General features: G+C 69.9%; 13 protein-coding genes. 12 read left to right on the forward strand and 1 reads right to left on the reverse strand.

The window, feature by feature from the left end; genetic code table 11:
- Positions 1-21 precede the first annotated feature (21 nt).
- Complete coding sequence (locus ASC77_RS24510; RefSeq protein WP_056159448.1) at positions 22-1,251, reverse strand: DUF349 domain-containing protein; 1,230 nt, start codon at positions 1,249-1,251, stop codon at positions 22-24.
- Positions 1,252-1,380: 129 nt separating this feature from the next.
- Between ASC77_RS24510 and ASC77_RS24515 the strand changes: the two genes are divergently transcribed.
- From ASC77_RS24515 to alaS, 12 genes are all read left to right on the forward strand, one after another.
- Entirely contained in the window at positions 1,381-2,052 is a 672-nt protein-coding gene (locus tag ASC77_RS24515; protein WP_056159451.1) for an MBL fold metallo-hydrolase, read from the forward strand.
- On the forward strand, positions 2,052-3,401 hold the full coding sequence (gene hisS, locus ASC77_RS24520; RefSeq protein ID WP_056159454.1) for a histidine--tRNA ligase: 1,350 nt from the start codon (positions 2,052-2,054) through the stop codon (positions 3,399-3,401). The genes ASC77_RS24515 and hisS overlap by 1 nt, the downstream gene beginning before the upstream one ends.
- The gene (gene aspS / locus ASC77_RS24525) at positions 3,398-5,167 is read left to right on the forward strand and encodes an aspartate--tRNA ligase (protein ID WP_056159456.1); all 1,770 of its coding nucleotides are present in this window, start codon (positions 3,398-3,400) and stop codon (positions 5,165-5,167) included. The genes hisS and aspS overlap by 4 nt, the downstream gene beginning before the upstream one ends.
- Positions 5,168-5,486: 319 nt before the next feature.
- Positions 5,487-6,503 carry an ABC transporter permease gene (locus ASC77_RS24530; protein ID WP_056159459.1) on the forward strand — a complete coding sequence of 339 codons (1,017 nt, stop codon included), beginning with the start codon at positions 5,487-5,489 and terminating at the stop codon, positions 6,501-6,503.
- Positions 6,504-6,591: 88 nt separating this feature from the next.
- Positions 6,592-8,334: an ABC transporter substrate-binding protein gene (locus ASC77_RS24535; RefSeq protein ID WP_056159462.1), complete on the forward strand. Its 1,743-nt coding sequence runs from the start codon at positions 6,592-6,594 to the stop codon at positions 8,332-8,334.
- Positions 8,335-8,519: 185 nt separating this feature from the next.
- Positions 8,520-9,536, forward strand: coding sequence for an ABC transporter permease (locus tag ASC77_RS24540; protein ID WP_056159466.1), 1,017 nt, complete (start codon positions 8,520-8,522; stop codon positions 9,534-9,536).
- A 10-nt stretch (positions 9,537-9,546) separates the two neighbouring features.
- Positions 9,547-10,596 (forward strand): ABC transporter ATP-binding protein, encoded by a 1,050-nt coding sequence (locus ASC77_RS24545; RefSeq protein WP_235547948.1) that lies wholly within the window; start codon positions 9,547-9,549, stop codon positions 10,594-10,596.
- A gap of 194 nt (positions 10,597-10,790) precedes the next feature.
- Entirely contained in the window at positions 10,791-11,897 is a 1,107-nt protein-coding gene (locus ASC77_RS24550) for a dipeptide ABC transporter ATP-binding protein (protein ID WP_235547964.1), read from the forward strand.
- Between the two features lie 24 nt (positions 11,898-11,921).
- Positions 11,922-13,286, forward strand: coding sequence for a replication-associated recombination protein A (locus ASC77_RS24555; protein ID WP_056159472.1), 1,365 nt, complete (start codon positions 11,922-11,924; stop codon positions 13,284-13,286).
- A gap of 11 nt (positions 13,287-13,297) precedes the next feature.
- Positions 13,298-13,810: a hypothetical protein gene (locus ASC77_RS24560; protein ID WP_056159475.1), complete on the forward strand. Its 513-nt coding sequence runs from the start codon at positions 13,298-13,300 to the stop codon at positions 13,808-13,810.
- Positions 13,807-14,100, forward strand: coding sequence for a DUF6167 family protein (locus ASC77_RS24565; protein WP_056159478.1), 294 nt, complete (start codon positions 13,807-13,809; stop codon positions 14,098-14,100). The genes ASC77_RS24560 and ASC77_RS24565 overlap by 4 nt, the downstream gene beginning before the upstream one ends.
- Positions 14,100-16,775, forward strand: coding sequence for an alanine--tRNA ligase (gene alaS, locus ASC77_RS24570; RefSeq protein WP_056159481.1), 2,676 nt, complete (start codon positions 14,100-14,102; stop codon positions 16,773-16,775). Before ASC77_RS24565 ends, alaS begins: the two co-directional genes overlap by 1 nt.

Genomic DNA, 16,775 nt, shown 5'->3' on the forward strand with positions numbered 1-16,775 from the left:
CAGAAGTCTCGATTCAACCCTTCAGCCGGAGTAGTCCGCCGAGGCGCGCTTGGCCATCTCGAGGAAGGACTGGCGGGACTCGAGGTTCTCCTCGAGCTCCTTGACCAACTTGTCGTTGCCCGCCGCCCGGGCCTTCTCCAGGTCGGACTCGACCTTGGCGATCGCCGCCTCGAGCTTGCTGACCATGTCGTCGGCGCGCGCTGACTTCTCGGGGTCGGAGCGCTGCCACTGCTCGTCCTCGACCCCACGGATCGCCGACTCGACCTTGCGGATGCGGGCCTCGAGGTCCTTCATCCGGTCGCGCGGGACCTTGCCCGCGGCGTCCCAGCGATCGGCGATGTCGCGGAACGCCCGCTTCGCTGCGTCGAGGTCCGTGACCGGCACGAGCTTCTCCGCCTCGACGAGCAGCGCCTCCTTGACCTCGGCGTTCGCGGCGAACTCGACGTCCTGCTCGGCGGCGGCCGCGTCCCTGGCCCCGAAGAAGGTGTCCTGGGCCCCGCGGAAGCGCTTCCAGAGCGCCTCGTCGACATCGCGCGGGGCCGGGCCTGCGGCCTTCCACTCGCGCATCAGGTCGCGGTAGCGGCCGGCCGTGCCACCCCAGTCCGTCGAGGCGGCCAGGCCCTCGGCCTCGGTCGCGAGCCGCTCCTTGATCGCCCGTGCCGCGTCCCGCTTCTCGTGCTGCTCGGAGAAGTGCGCCTTCCGACGCCGCGTGTACGCCGTCCGTGCGGTCGAGAAGCGGCGCCAGAGCGCGTCGTCGGACGACCGGTCGATGCGGGGGAGTGCCTTCCACTCGTCGAGCAGGTCGCGCATCCGGTTGGCGCCGTTGCGCCAGTCGGACCCCTCGGCGAGGGTCTCCGCCTCGGCGACGATCCGCTCCTTGCCGTCGCGGGCCTCGGCGGCGCGCTGCGCGCGCTCGACCTTGCGGGCCTCGCGCTGCTGCTCCAGCACCGGCTCCAGCGCGTCGAGCCGCGCGGTCAGGGACGCCAGGTCGCCGACGGCGTTGGCCGAGGCAACCTGCTCCCGCACGGTGCGCACCGACGCGGTCGCCTCCTCGGGCGACATCACCCCGCTCGCGACCCGCTTCTCGAGCAGCTCGACCTCGAACGCGAGCGCGGCGAAGCGCTCGGTGAAGAAGGTCAGAGCCTCCTCGGGCGATCCTTCGGGGTACTGGCCCACGGACCGTTCGCCCTCGGCGGTCTTGACGTAGACGGTGCCGTCGTCGTCGACGCGGCCCCAATCGTGGCTGGTCACTGCTCACTCCGCTCGCTAGCGCGCTCGCTGCTGGTCGTCGACGCCCATGCTAGTCAGGTCCGGCCGTCGTCGAGCCGGAGCCCAGATGCCGGTGCGACGCCGCACGCACGGGCTCGATAGTGTGCCGGAGTGTTGATCGCCGGCTTCCCCGCGGGTCCGTGGGGCACCAACTGCTACGTCGCCGCCACCGGACCGGGCACCGAGTGCGTCGTCATCGACCCCGGCAAGGACGCCGCGGACGGCGTGGCCGAGGTGGTCCGCGAGCACCGGCTCAAGCCCGTCGCGGTGCTGGTCACCCACGGGCACGTCGACCACATGTGGTGCGTCGCGCCGGTCGCCGGCACGTACGACGCCACCGCCTGGATCCACCCGGCCGACCGGCACCTGCTCGCGAACCCGATGGCGGGCATGTCGCCCGAGACCACCCAGATGCTGCTCGGGGGCGACTACCGCTTCGCCGAGCCGGACGACGTCCAGGAGCTCAAGGACACCCAGGAGCTGGAGCTGGCGGGCCTGCGGTTCGTCGTCGACCACACCCCGGGCCACACCGAGGGCTCGGTGACCTTCCGCTCGCCGTACCCGACCGACGACATCTCCGAGGTGATGTTCTCGGGTGACCTGCTGTTCGCGGGCTCCATCGGGCGCACCGACCTGCCGGGCGGCGACCATCCGACGATGCTGCGCAGCCTCGCGAGCAAGGTGCTGCCGCTGGCCGACGACATCGTCGTGCTCCCGGGTCACGGGGAGCAGACCTCGATCGGCCGGGAGCGCGCGACCAACCCCTACCTGCAGGACCTCTGATGGCCAACAAGATCGCCCCGCTCGGGGGCTTCCCCGAGCTCCTGCCTGCCGCCCGTGTCGTCGAGCGCGAGGTGGTCGCCTCGCTCTCGCGCACCTTCGAGCTGCACGGCTTCGCCAACATCGAGACCCGCGTCGTCGAGCCGCTGGACCGACTCGCGAAGGGCGGCGAGATCGACAAGGAGATCTACGTCCTGCGCCGGCTCCAGGCAGGCGACGGCGACAGCGACTCGGGGCTCGGTCTGCACTTCGACCTCACCGTGCCGTTCGCCCGCTACGTGCTCGAGCACGCGGGCCACCTCGAGTTCCCCTTCCGGCGCTTCCAGATCCAGCCCGCCTGGCGGGGGGAGCGGCCGCAGGAGGGTCGCTACCGCCAGTTCACCCAGGCCGACGTGGACATCGTCGGCGTCGACGTGCTGCCCTTCCACCACGACGTCGAGGTGATGCGGGTGATGGTCGACGCGCTCGACGCGCTGCCGATCCCGCCGGTGAGCTTCCAGTTCAACAACCGCAAGCTGATCCAGGGCTTCTACCGTGGCCTCGGCCTCGCGGACGTCACGGCCGCCATCCGCACCATCGACAAGCTGGACAAGCTGCCGGCCGACCGGGTCGCGGCGCTCCTGGTGAGTGACGCCGGTGCGACGCCCGAGCAGGCCCAGCGCTGCCTCGAGCTCGCGACGATCCGCGTCTCCGACACGTCGTTCGTCGAGCAGGTGCGCAAGCTCGGGGTCGAGGACGACCTGCTCGAGGAGGGCCTGACCGAGCTGGCTGCCGTGGTCGAGGGGTGCGCCGCCGGCGGCCACCGTCACGTCACCGTGGAGGCCAACCTGCGCATCGCGCGGGGCCTGGACTACTACACCGGCACCGTCGTCGAGATCTTCATGGAGGGGTACGAGCGACTGAAGTCGGTCGGCGGCGGTGGACGCTACGACGCCCTCGCGTCCGACGGTCGTACAACGTACCCCGGCGTCGGGGTCTCCTTCGGCGTCTCGCGCAGCCTGATCCCGCTCCTCGCCGACGGCGTGCTCTCGGGCAGCCGGGCGGTGCCGAGCGCCGTCCTGGTGGCGGTCGTCGACGAGGAGACCCGCGACGCCAGCACGGCCGTCGCCGACGCCCTGCGTGCCCGCGGCATCCCGTGCGAGGTCGCGGCCAACGCGCAGAAGTTCGGCAAGCAGATCCGCTACGCCGAGCGGCGTGGCATCCCCTTCGTCTGGTTCCCGGGCTCCCCGGGAGTCGCAGGCGAGGTCAAGGACATCCGATCGGGGGAGCAGGTGGCCGCGGACCCGGCGACCTGGACCCCACCCACCGAAGACCTGCGACCGCAGGTCGTCACCGAGGAGAAGAAGCAGTGATTCGCACCCAGGACGCCGGCGCTCTGCGCGCCGAGCACGTCGGCCAGACCGTCACCCTCGCCGGGTGGGTGGCCAACCGGCGCGATCACGGCGGGGTCGCGTTCATCGACCTCCGCGAGGCCAGCGGCGTCGTCCAGGTCGTGATCCGCGACGAGGAGGTCGCCGGTCAGCTGCGCGCGGAGTACTGCCTCAAGGTCACCGGCGAGGTGACGGCGCGCAAGGAGGGCAACGAGAACCCCAACCTCGCGACCGGCGCCATCGAGGTCGTCGCCACCGACGTCGAGGTGCTCAGCGCCGCGGCTCCGCTGCCGTTCCCGATCTCCGACCACATCGACGTCGGCGAGGAGGCGCGGCTCAAGCACCGCTACCTCGACCTGCGTCGCAGCGGCCCCAACAACGCGATCCGCCTGCGCAGCAAGGTCAACAAGGCCGCACGCGATGTGCTCGACGCCCGCGACTTCGTTGAGATCGAGACGCCGACGCTGACCCGCTCGACCCCCGAGGGCGCGCGCGACTTCCTGGTGCCCGCGCGACTCCAGCCGGGCAGCTGGTACGCCCTGCCGCAGAGCCCGCAGCTCTTCAAGCAGCTGCTGATGGTCGCCGGCATGGAGCGCTACTTCCAGATCGCGCGCTGCTACCGCGACGAGGACTTCCGCGCGGACCGGCAGCCGGAGTTCACCCAGCTCGACATCGAGATGAGCTTCGTCGAGCAGGACGACGTCCTGGCCGTCGCCGAGGACATCCTGGTCGCGCTGTGGCAGCTGATCGGCGTCGACGTCCCGGTGCCGCTGCCGCGGATGACGTACGCCGAGTCGATGGCACGCTACGGCTCCGACAAGCCGGACCTGCGGATGGGCCTCGAGCTCGTCGAGTGCACCGACTACTTCAAGGACACGCCGTTCCGGGTGTTCCAGGCGCCGTACGTCGGCGCGGTCGTGATGCCCGGGGGAGCGAGCCAGCCCCGCAAGCAGCTGGACGCCTGGCAGGAGTGGGCCAAGCAGCGTGGCGCCCGCGGTCTCGCGTACGTGCTGGTGCAGGAGGACGGTGACCTCGGTGGGCCGGTCGCCAAGAACATCACCGACGAGGAGAAGGCCGGCCTGGCCGCCCACGTCGGTGCCCAGCCGGGCGACTGCATCTTCTTCGCCGCCGGCCCGGTGAAGTCGAGCCGGGCGCTGCTCGGCGCCGCCCGTCTCGAGATCGGCCGTCGTGGCGGACTGATCGACGAGAGCGCGTGGAGCTTCCTGTGGGTCGTCGACGCGCCGCTCTTCGAGCCGGCCGACGACGCGACCGCCGCGGGGGACGTCGCCGTGGGCGACGGCGCGTGGACGGCCGTGCACCACGCGTTCACCTCGCCGCAGGACCTCGACACGTTCGACACCGACCCCGGCAACGCGCTGGCGTGGGCCTACGACATCGTCTGCAACGGCAACGAGATCGGCGGCGGCTCCATCCGTATCCACCGCGAGGACATCCAGAAGCGGGTGTTCGCGATCATGGGCATCGGCGAGGACGAGGCGCAGGAGAAGTTCGGCTTCCTGCTCGACGCCTTCAAGTACGGCGCGCCGCCGCACGGCGGCATCGCCTTCGGCTGGGACCGGATCGTCGCGCTGCTCTCGGGCAGCGACTCGATCCGCGACGTGATCGCGTTCCCGAAGTCGGGTGGCGGCTTCGACCCGCTCACCTCGGCGCCGGCACCGATCACGGTCCAGCAGCGCAAGGAGGCCGGCGTCGACGCGCAGCCCGCTCCGGCGACCGATCCCGCGTAACAACTCGATAACGGGGGCGCTGCGTCCGCAATGTGATCCGCGCCCCCCGGAGGGCGCACGACGCGGAGGCCGCGCCGTACGTCCTCTGGTCCCGACTGCCGTTCGGCGCAAGGTCCGCGGCCGTCGGAGACCAACGGCGGAGGGTGTTGCGCGCCACGCCGATTTGGGCGAATGTAGAGCGGCTTTGTCGAGACCAGATCGTTACACGCAGAAGACCCGATGATGCGTCGGCGTCACATACAGTCGCTTCGGTCGTCGACCCCAGGTCCGCCATCTGGACCAGGGTCAACGCCGAGGGAACCGAGTAGACAGAGGTGCCATGACAACGACTGCCTCCAACCTGGAGAGCGAGCAGCTGCCGGACCCCACGGGCGCGCCGGAGGGTGACCTCTCCAAGCTCAAGGGTCAGTCGCCGACCCGGCTCGCCATCGGCCGGTTCCGTCGCGACAAGCTGTCGATGGTCTCGTTCGTGGTCGTCGTGCTCTACATTTCGGCCGCCATCGCCGCACCCTTCCTGGTCAAGGCAGGCGTGCTCGACCCGACGACCTTCCACCAGGACCTCACCGACCCGAACACCGGTGGCCTGCCGATCGGCCGGCTCGGCGGGATCAGCTGGGACCACCCGCTGGGCGTGGAGCCGCAGACGGGTCGCGACGTGCTGTCCCGGATCTGGTACGGCCTGACCTTCTCGCTGGCGATCGCACTCTCCGCGACGCTGATCGCCATCGTGGTCGGCGCGGTGCTCGGCATCATCGCCGGCTTCACGGGCGGCTGGGTCGACGCGATCATCGGTCGCAGCATCGACCTGACGCTGTCGTTCCCGTCCACGCTGATGCTGCTGGCGCTCTCCAGCATGGGCATCCAGCTGATGGCCGACATCCTCCCGGGAGGCTTCGCCGATCCGCTGCCCAACGCGACGTACGTCGTGTTCGTGCTCGCGCTCTTCGGCTGGCCCGGCATCGCCCGCATCATCCGCGGCCAGGTGCTGTCGGTGCGCGAGCGCGAGTTCGTGGACGCCGCCGTACTGCTCGGCGCGTCGCGCCGCCGGATCTACTTCAAGGAGATCCTCCCGAACCTGTGGGCGCCGCTGCTGGTCACGTTCACGCTGACCATGCCGGCCTACATCTCGGCCGAGGCGGCGCTGAGCTACCTCGGCGTCGGCATCCACCCGCCGACCCCGACCCTCGGCAACATCCTGAAGAGCTCGATCAACTACTCGTCGGCCGACTTCATCTTCTTCTTCATGCCAGCCTTCCTGATCATGATCATCGTGGTCAGCTTCAACCTGCTCGGTGATGGCATCCGCGACGCGCTCGATCCCAAGACGGCGCGTTGACCAACCCCGTGCAGTCCCCAGATTTCGGTGATACGGAGTCGCCGAAGGTGCCGCCGCTCCAGGCGCGACACACACTCAAGGAGAAGTAATGTTCACGTATCGAAAGCGGGTCCTTGCGGCCACCGCTGCGATCGCCCTCGCCGGAGGCCTCGCGGCCTGTGGCGGCAGCGACAGCAGCAGTGATGGCAAGGCCGGTGGCGGGCCCACCTCCAGTGCGACCGGTGGCACCCTCAACTACCTCATCTTCGCGCCCATCGAGCACGTCGACCCCCAGCGGATCTACGTCGGCCGTGACATCACCAACTTCAGCCGGACGGTCTACCGCCAGCTGGTGACGTTCCCGATCTCGACCGACCCGAAGGTGTCGAACACCCCGGTCGCCGACCTGGCGACCGACACGGGCACGTCGTCGGACGGCGGCAAGGTCTGGTCCTTCACCGTCAAGGACGGTGTCAAGTGGGAGGACGGCCAGCCGATCACGTGTGAGGACTTCAAGTACGGCGCCTCCCGTGTGTTCGCGACCGACGTCATCACCGGTGGCCCGAACTACCTGCTGAGCTACCTGGACATCCCGACCGACTCGAAGACCGGTCTGCCGGCCTACGACGGCCCCTACAAGGGCGACGGCCAGGACCTGTTCGACAAGGCCATCACCTGCGACGGCAACACCATCACGTACAACTTCAACAAGCCGTGGCCGGACTTCCCGCTCGCCATCGCGGCGCTGCACATGATGGACCCGTACCGCCAGGACAAGGACAACGGCGACAAGTCCAACTTCCAGATCTTCTCCAACGGCCCCTACAAGCTGGACGGCGCCTGGAGCAAGAACAAGGGTGCGACGCTGGTCCGCAACGACAACTACGACCCGAAGACGGACGACCCGGAGAACATCCGCCGGGCGCTGCCGGACTCGATCGTGTTCAACATCGGTCAGACCACCGAGACCATCTACGACCAGCTGATCGCTGACACCGGTGACGCGCAGACCGCCGTCACCAGCCAGCGCGTCCCGGCGCCGTACTTCAACCAGATCGAGGGCGCGGTCGCCGACCGGGCCACGCTCGAGGCGTCGCCGTACGTCGACTACCTGGTGCCGAACTTCCGCAAGATGTCCGACCCGAAGGTCCGCGAGGCCCTCAAGGTCGCGACCAACGCGCAGGCCTGGATCGACGCCGGTGGTGGCGAGAAGGCGTTCGCGCCCGCCGAGTCGATCGTGAACCCGGCCGTTGTCGGCTACCAGGACAACCCGGCGTTCTCCGGTCCGCAGGAGGGTGACCCGGCCGCGGCCAAGAAGCTGCTCGAAGAGGCCGGCGTCCAGATGCCGTACCCGCTCACCTTCACGTACCCGAGCACGGAGACTGCCGACAAGCAGGCCGCCGCGCTCAAGGAGACGTGGGACGCTGCCGGCTTCGACACGACCCTCGACGGTCTCGGTGACACCTACTACGACGTCATCCAGAAGCCGACCAAGGACAGCGACGTCATCTGGGGCGGTTGGGGCTCCGACTGGCCCTCCGCCATCACCGTCACCCCGCCGCTGTTCGACAGCCGCCCGAACCTGACCGAGAACTCGGACGGCCAGGACTACGGCGCCTACAAGAGCGACGCGTTCAACAAGCTCGTCGACCAGGCCGCCAACGCCACCTCGCTGGAGGACCAGACCGCTGCCCTGCAGCAGGCTGACATCCAGCTCGGCCAGGACGTCGCCTACATCCCGCTGGAGATCGCGCAGTTCTACTTCCTCCACGGCTCCAAGGTGACCAACTTCACCACCACCCCGGCGAGCTCCAGCTTCCCGGACCTGGGTGCCATCGGCGTGGAGTCCTGATCCTAGGACTGCACCACTAACACCCTGTCGGGCGGTCGCTCACCAGCGGCCGCCCGGCAACCGGGGGTGAGGGCCTCGTCGAGGGGTCCTCACCCTCACCTCCGTCCAGGGTGCATGCTGGTTCCAGCACTACCGTGCTGAGCCCGCTGCACCCCCGCACCTGATCTATCCGAGGTGGTCCCCCGATGTTGGCCTACGTCATCCGACGCTGTTTCGTCGGCGTGATCATGCTGATCGTGATGAGCCTGGTGACGTTCGTGCTGTTCTTCGCCTCGCCTGTCGACCCGGCGCGCTACGCGTGCGGCAAGAACTGCTCACCAGAGCTGCGCGAGCAGACCCGCAAGTCGCTCGGCTACGACAAGCCCGTCGTCGTGCAGTGGACCAACTTCCTCAAGGGCGTCGTGCAGGGTCGCGACTACCCGGACGACCCGGAGCTGCGTGCCGCGGCCCCCGAGCTGGTGACGCACTGCCCGGCTCCGTGCTTCGGCTACTCGGTCGTCAACACCAAGACAGTCAACGAGTTGATGAAGGAGGCCTTCCCGGTCTCCCTCTCGATCTCCATCGCCGCCCTGGTGCTCTGGTTGTTCTTCGGTGTGCTCTTCGGCGTGATAGCCGCGGTACGAAGAGGCACGCTCATCGACCGGGGGATCGTGGCGGTCTCCCTGGTCCTCTATGCCTTCCCAGCGTTCTTCATCGGTCTGTTCCTGCTGAAGTTCATCGCGATCAAGTGGCAATGGGTCGAGGTGCCCGTCTACTCGCCGATCGCCGAGGCCGGCGTCGGGGCGTGGATGACCTCCCTGCTGCTGCCCGCCGTCACCCTGGCCGTGCTCTACATGGCCGGCTACGTGCGGATGACGCGCGCCTTCGTGCTCGAGTCGATGTCGGAGGACTACGTCCGCACGGCGCGCGCCAAGGGCCTGAAGTCGGGTCGGGTGCTCTTCAAGCACAGCATGCGCGCCGCGCTGACCCCGCTGGTGACGCTCGTCGGCCTCGACTTCGCGGGCCTGATGGGCGGCGCGATCATCACCGAGACGGTCTTCAACTACAACGGACTCGGCAAGCTCGCGTTCGACGCCAACACGACCAATGACCTGCCGACGATCATCGGTCTGGTGCTGCTCCTGGGCACCTTCGTCATCGTGGCCAACATCATCGTCGACGTGCTCTACGCCGTCATCGACCCGCGCGTTCGCGTCGGCTGAGGGGATCCCTGTGTCCAGCTATCTTTCGGTCCGCGACCTGAAGGTCCACTTCCCGACCGTCGACGGCATCGTCAAGGCCACCGACGGCCTCTCGTTCGACCTCGAGAAGGGCCGGACCCTCGGCATCGTCGGCGAGTCCGGCTCCGGGAAGTCCGTGTCCAGCTCGGCGATCCTCGGGCTGCACCGCAAGACCAGTGCCCAGGTCAGCGGCGAGATCCTGCTCGACGGCACCGACCTGCTGAAGCTCTCCGACGAGCAGATGCGGCGGCGGCGCGGCAAGGACGTCGCGATGATCTTCCAGGACCCGCTGTCGGCGATGCACCCGTACTACACGGTCGGCAACCAGATCGGCGAGGCCTACCGGGTCCACCACAACGTGAGCAAGAAGGCCGCCCGCGCCCGGGCGATCGAGATGCTCGACCGGGTAGGGATCCCCCAGCCGGACCGGCGCGTGGACGACTACCCGCACCAGTTCTCCGGCGGCATGCGCCAGCGCGCGATGATCGCGATGGGGCTGATCAACAACCCCAGCCTGCTGATCGCCGACGAGCCGACCACGGCGCTCGACGTGACCGTGCAGGCCCAGATCCTCGACCTCCTCCAGGACCTCCAGAAGGAGTTCGAGTCGGCGGTCATCATCATCACGCACGACCTCGGTGTCATCGCCGAGGTCGCGGACGAGGTGCTGGTCATGTACGCCGGCCGGGCCGTCGAGGTCGGCACCTGCAAGGAGATCCTGACGCACCCGGAGATGCCCTACACCTGGGGCCTGCTCTCGAGCGTGCCCGATGTCTCCGGCGACACGAACGCACGGCTGATCCCGATCCCGGGCAACCCGCCGTCGCTGCTCACCCCCCCGTCCGGCTGCGCCTTCCACCCGCGCTGCCCGCACCGGGACAAGGTCGAGGGCGACCTCTGCGTGACGACCCTGCCCGAACTGGCGCCAGGCACTCGGACGGAGACGCACCTGAAGCGGTGCCACCTGACGAACCCTGACGCCGTCTACGAACGAGAGGTCCTGCCGGAGATCGCGCCGGACCTGGTGGAGGAAGAGCGATGAACGACAAGCACGGCGACGACAAGCTGACGCCACTGCCTGCCACAGCCGGTTTCCTGCCCCAGGACGACCCGATCTCGCGCACCGAGGACCCGGTCGATGCCGACGAGATCGACTACCTGTCGCCCGTCGAGGGGCACGCCGCCTCGGTGGCGAACCCCGACGCGAAGGCGATCATCGAGGTCCGCGACCTCAAGATGTACTTCCCGGTGAAGTCCTCGAGCGTGATCCGCCGCACGATCGGCCACGTCCAGGCGGTCGACGGGGTGTCCTTCCAGGTCCCCGAGGGCGGCTCCCTCGGCCTGGTGGGTGAGTCCGGCTGTGGCAAGTCGACGACCGGGCGCCTGATCACCCGGCTGTACGAGCCGACCGGTGGTTCGATCAACTTCAACGGCCGCGACATCACCAACATCAGCTCGCGCCAGCTCAAGCCGCTGCGTCGCGAGATCCAGATGATCTTCCAGGACCCGTACACCTCGCTGAACCCGCGGCACTCGGTCGGCGCGATCGTCGGCGCGCCGCTGGCGATCCACAAGGTGGTCCCGAAGGACAAGATCCTGCCCCGGGTGCAGGAGCTGCTCGAGATCGTCGGTCTCAACCCCGAGCACTACAACCGCTACCCGCACGAGTTCTCCGGCGGCCAGCGCCAGCGCATCGGCATCGCCCGCGCGCTCACGCTGCAGCCGAAGGTGCTGGTCGCCGACGAGCCGGTCTCGGCGCTCGACGTCTCGATCCAGGCGCAGGTGATCAACCTGCTCCAGGACGTGCAGCGCGAGTTCAACATCGCGTTCCTCTTCGTCGCCCACGACCTCGCCGTCGTCCGGCACTTCTGCCCGGAGATCGCGGTCATGTACCTCGGCAAGATCGTCGAGATCGCCGACCGCGAGACGCTCTACAACCGCCCCAACCACCCGTACACGCAGGCGCTGCTCTCCGCGGTGCCCGACGTGAAGCAGGCGGCGATCGGTGGCCGTCGCGAGCGGATCCGACTCGAGGGCGACGTCCCGAGCCCGATCAACCCGCCGTCCGGCTGCCGGTTCCGCACCCGCTGCCCGATCGCGCAGGAGATCTGTGCACGGGTCGAGCCGCCGCTCCTCCAGATCGGTCAGCGCCACAAGGTCGCCTGCCACTTCGCGGGCGAGCTCGGCCAGCACCCCGACAGGCCGGTCACGACCGGCCTGCTCGGCGTCGACGACAGCGGCGCACCGGACCCGGGGGCGACCCCGTCGGCCCTGGCGGCGGACGAGCCGGGCTACTCCGACACCTGGTTCGACCTCGAGCGCAAGACCATGGCGTCGGCCTGACCCTGCACCACCTAGCCTGACTGCGTGGACGACGGACTGTTCGAGACCCCCGGTGCTGCCGCGCGCACCGGGGGCGGCTCGCTGAACGCGAACACGCACGCGTCCGCACCGCTCGCGGTCCGGATGCGGCCGCGGACGCTCGACGAGCTGGTCGGCCAGGAGCAGCTGCGCGCCCCGGGCTCGCCGCTGCGCCAGCTGGTCGAGGGCGACCAGTCGATGTCGCTGCTGCTCTGGGGTCCTCCGGGCACGGGCAAGACCACGATCGCCTCGATCGTCAGCCAGCAGACGGACCGGCGCTTCGTCGAGGTCTCGGCCGTGTCCGCCGGTGTCAAGGAGGTGCGGGCGGCCATCGACTCGGCGCGCGCCGAGCTGGTCGCGACCGGTCGTGAGACGGTGCTCTTCGTCGACGAGGTGCACCGCTTCAGCAAGGCCCAGCAGGACGGGCTGCTGCCCGGGGTCGAGAACCGGTGGGTGACCCTGATCGCCGCGACCACCGAGAACCCGTTCTTCAGCGTGATCTCGCCACTGCTCTCGCGCAGCCTGCTGCTCCGCCTCGAGTCGCTGACCGACGCCGACGTACGCGCGGTGCTGGACCAGGCCCTGGTCGACGAGCGTGGCCTCGGCGGCCGGGTCGCGGTCGAGGAGGAGGCGCTCGAGCACCTGGTCCGGTTGGCCGGCGGGGACGCCCGTCGGTCCCTGACCTACCTCGAGGCGGCGACCGGGGCCGCGACGTCGCAGGGACTGGACACGGTCGACCTTGCGACGGCCGAGACCGCCGTGGACCGCGCCGCGGTGCGCTACGACCGGCAGGGCGACCAGCACTACGACGTGGTCAGCGCGTTCATCAAGTCGGTGCGCGGCTCCGACGCGGACGCCGCCCTGCACTACCTGGCGCGGATGATCGAGGCGGGGGAGGACCCGCGGTTCATCGCCCGGCGCCTGATGATCCTGGCGTCGGAGGACATCGGCCTCGCCGACTCGACGGCGCTCCAGACGGCAGTCGCGGCGGCGCAGACGGTGCAGCTGATCGGGATGCCCGAGGCCCAGCTGACGCTCGCGCACGCGACCATCGCTCTCGCGGTCGCCCCGAAGTCCAACGCGGTCACGACCGCGATCGGGGCCGCCGTCGCCGACGTGCGGGCCGGCAAGATCGGCCAGGTGCCACCGCACCTGCGCGACGCCCACTACGCCGGCGCGAAGAAGATCGGCCACGGCTCGACGTACAAGTACAGCCACGACGAGCCGTTCGGCGTCGCCGAGCAGCAGTACGCCCCCGACGTCGTGCTGGACCGCGAGTACTACCAGCCGACCTCCCTGGGCGCGGAGGCGTCGATCAAGGAGCGCTGGGAACGCGTACGCCGGATCATCCGAGGTGGAGACCCGCGATAGGGTCGGTCACCATGCAGGACTGGATCGTGCCCGTGGTGGCGGGGGTGCTTGCGCTGGTGGCGCTGGCCCTGGCCGTCGTGCTCCTGAGGGCCCGGTCCCGCACCGAGCGGACGATCGCGCGAGTCCAGGCGGAGGCGCAGGCGGAGACCGCCGCCCTCCGCGACCAGGTGGCCGCGCTCGAGCGCCGCCTGGACCGCCCGAAGGCGACGCCCGAGGCGTCGTTCGTGATCACCGACCTCGGCCGTGACCAGTCCTCCGAGAGGGCCGAGGACGAGCCGGCGCCGGCGATCGGGACGGCGCTGTTCGCCGACCTGGTGCTGCGCGAGACCGTGGTGAAGGCCGCCTCGTTCGCCCACGGCGTACGCCGTGCGCTCGACCCGGAGACCCGCAACCGGATCCGGTTCGAGATGAAGCGCGAGGTGAAGCGCGCCCGCAAGCAGCGCAAGGCCGACACCCGCGAAGCCGTGCGCGAGTGGCAGCAGCGCCAGCGCGCCGACCTGCCCGAGGAGGGCAGCGCCGCATGAGACGCGGGCTCTGGTTCGTCGCCGGGGCCGGCACCGCCGTCTACGTGATGGTCCGGGGCCGGCGCGCGGCCGAGGTGTTCACCGTCGACGGGCTCAAGGATCGCCTCGGCGCCCTCGAGGTCGGCGCCCGCCTGGTCCGCGACGAGGTGGCGCAGGGCCAGGCCGAGAAGGAATCCGAGTTGCGCGAGCGACTGGGTCTCGTGCCTCATGGAACTCCCGAGCTCACCGGAGGCCGCCACAAGGCGGTCGCCACCCAGCAGACGACGCAGGACAAGGAAGGCAGCAACTGATGGACACCGCGGAGATCCGCCGGAGGTTCGTGGCTCACTTCGAGCGCGACGGCCACACCCCGGTGCCCTCGGCCTCGCTGCTGCTCGACGACCCGAACCTGCTGTTCGTCAACGCCGGCATGGTCCCGTTCAAGCCGTACTTCCTCGGCCAGGAGACCCCGCCGTACGACCGCGCGACCAGCGTGCAGAAGTGCGTGCGCACGCCCGACATCGAGGACGTCGGCAAGACGACCCGGCACGGCACCTTCTTCGAGATGTGCGGCAACTTCTCGTTCGGCGACTACTTCAAGGAGCACGCGATCGAGCTCGCGTGGGACCTGGTCACCAAGCCGGTCGCCGACGGCGGCTGGGGCTTCGACGAGGCGAAGCTCTACCCGAGCGTGTACGTCGACGACCCGGAGGCGGTCGCGCTCTGGCGCAAGATCACCGGCCTGCCCGACGACCGGATCGCGCGCCTGGGCAAGTCCGAGAACTACTGGTCGATGGGCGTCCCCGGCCCCGGCGGCCCGTGCTCGGAGATCCTCATCGACCGCGGCCCGGCGTACGGCGCCGACGGCGACTTCTCCGCCGAGGACCGCTACCTGGAGTTCTGGAACCTCGTCTTCATGCAGGACGAGCTGAGCGCGGTGCGGTCCAAGGAGGACTTCGACATCTCCGGCTCGCTGCCGAAGAAGAACATCGACACCGGCATGGGTCTCGAGCGGGTCGCGTTCATGACGCAGGGCGTCGAGAACATGTACGAGATCGACGTGATGTTCCCGGTCATCCAGATGGCCGAGCAGCTCACGGGCCGCCGCTACGGCGCCGACCACGAGGACGACGTACGGTTCCGGGTCGTCGCCGACCACGTCCGCAGCTCGATGATGCTCATCGGCGACGGCGTCACGCCCGGCAACGAGGCGCGCGGCTACGTGCTGCGGCGGCTGCTGCGCCGCGCGGTCCGGTCGATGCGGCTGCTGGGCTACGAGGACCCGGCGCTCCCCGAGCTGTTCCCGGTGAGCCGGGACAAGATGGGGGAGACCTACACCGACCTGCACACCGACTGGGAGCGGATCTCGCGGGTGGCGTACGCCGAGGAGGAGACGTTCCGCAAGACGCTCCAGGCCGGCACCCAGATCTTCGACCTCGCCGCGCAGGGCGTGAAGAAGTCCGGCGGCAGCACGCTCTCCGGAGACGAGGCGTTCGCCCTGCACGACACCTACGGCTTCCCGATCGACCTCACGCTGGAGATGGCGTCCGAGGCGGGGCTCGCGGTCGACGAGCAGGGCTTCCGGTCGCTGATGGCCGAGCAGCGCGAGCGCGCCAAGGCGGACGCGCGCGCCAAGCGCGGCCAGCACGCCGACACCGGCGCCTACCGCACCATCCTCGACGAGCACGGCCCCACGGAGTGGCTTGCCTACGAGACGCTCGAGACCGAGTCCAACGCGCTCGCGCTGCTCGTGGGCGGCAGCCCCGCGCCCGTCCTCGTCGCGGGCGACGTCGGCGAGCTGGTGCTCGACCGGACGCCGTTCTACGCCGAGTCCGGCGGCCAGGCGGCCGACGCCGGCACCATCGAGTTCGACGGCGGCCGGCTCGAGGTGCTCGACGTGCAGCGCCCGGTGCGCGGCCTCGTCGTCCACCAGGTCCGGGTCGTCGACGGCGAGTTCACTCCCGGTGACCACCTCCTGCACGCCCAGGTCGATCCCGAGTGGCGCACCGGCGCGCGTCAGGCGCACTCCGGCACCCACGTGGTCCACGCGGCGCTGCGCGAGGTGCTCGGGCCCTCGGCGCTGCAGTCCGGCTCCTACAACCGGCCCGGCTACCTGCGTCTCGACTTCGGGTGGACGACGGGGCTCTCGCCGGAGCAGGTGCGCGACATCGAGCAGGTCTCCAACGAGGCACTCCGCGCCGACCTGCCGGTCGGCTGGCAGTACATGACCCTCTCGGAGGCCAAGGACTGGGGCGCGATCGCGCTGTTCGGCGAGACCTACGACAACACCAAGGTCCGCGTCGTCGAGATCGGCGGCCCGTGGTCGCGCGAGCTCTGCGGTGGCACCCACGTCGACCACTCGTCGCAGATCGGCACCATCGTCGTCACCGGCGAGGCGTCGGTCGGCTCCGGCAACCGCCGGATCGAGGCGTTCACCGGCGTCGAGGGCTTCAGGTACCTGGCGCGCGAGCGCGACGTCGTCGCCCAGCTCACCGGCCTGCTCAAGACCCAGCCGGACGACCTGGTCGGCAGGGTCGGCGACCTGGTCGAGCGGCTGCGCACGGCCGAGAAGGAGATCGAGAAGGTCCGCGTCGGCCAGCTCCTGGCCGCGGGCGGGTCGCTCGCGTCCGGCGCCGCCAGGATCGGCCCGGTCAACGTCGTCGCGCACCGTGCGGACGGCGCGGGTGGCGGTGACGTCCGCACGCTCGCGCTCGATGTCCGCGGCCGACTGCCGAAGGGCGAGCCCGGCGTCGTGGTCATCATCGGTGCGGCCGACGGCAAGGTCGCGGTGGTCGCCGCCGTCAACGACGAGGCACGTGCCCGGGGCCTGAGCGCCAACGACCTGGTCCGCGCCGTCGGCCCGCTGGTCGGCGGCAAGGGTGGCGGCAAGGACGACGTCGCCCAGGGCGGCGGCACCGACATGTCCCGCATCGACGAGGCGCTGGCCGTCGTGGCCGCGGAGGTCGGCCGGGTCGCGGCCGGCTGA

It is taken from the genome of Nocardioides sp. Root1257 (assembly GCF_001425175.1).
Taxonomy (GTDB): Bacteria; Actinomycetota; Actinomycetes; order Propionibacteriales; family Nocardioidaceae; genus Nocardioides.

What these genes read in the sequence shown, in the direction of transcription:
- ASC77_RS24540 (WP_056159466.1), top strand. Translation starts at nt 8,520, where the DNA reads ATGTTGGCCTACGTCATCCGACGCTGTTTCGTCGGCGTGATCATGCTG.
- ASC77_RS24530 (WP_056159459.1), top strand. Translation starts at nt 5,487, where the DNA reads ATGACAACGACTGCCTCCAACCTGGAGAGCGAGCAGCTGCCGGACCCC.
- ASC77_RS24565 (WP_056159478.1), top strand. Translation starts at nt 13,807, where the DNA reads ATGAGACGCGGGCTCTGGTTCGTCGCCGGGGCCGGCACCGCCGTCTAC.
- alaS (WP_056159481.1), top strand. Translation starts at nt 14,100, where the DNA reads ATGGACACCGCGGAGATCCGCCGGAGGTTCGTGGCTCACTTCGAGCGC.
- ASC77_RS24550 (WP_235547964.1), top strand. Translation starts at nt 10,791, where the DNA reads ATGTACTTCCCGGTGAAGTCCTCGAGCGTGATCCGCCGCACGATCGGC.
- hisS (WP_056159454.1), top strand. Translation starts at nt 2,052, where the DNA reads ATGGCCAACAAGATCGCCCCGCTCGGGGGCTTCCCCGAGCTCCTGCCT.
- ASC77_RS24560 (WP_056159475.1), top strand. Translation starts at nt 13,298, where the DNA reads ATGCAGGACTGGATCGTGCCCGTGGTGGCGGGGGTGCTTGCGCTGGTG.
- ASC77_RS24535 (WP_056159462.1), top strand. Translation starts at nt 6,592, where the DNA reads ATGTTCACGTATCGAAAGCGGGTCCTTGCGGCCACCGCTGCGATCGCC.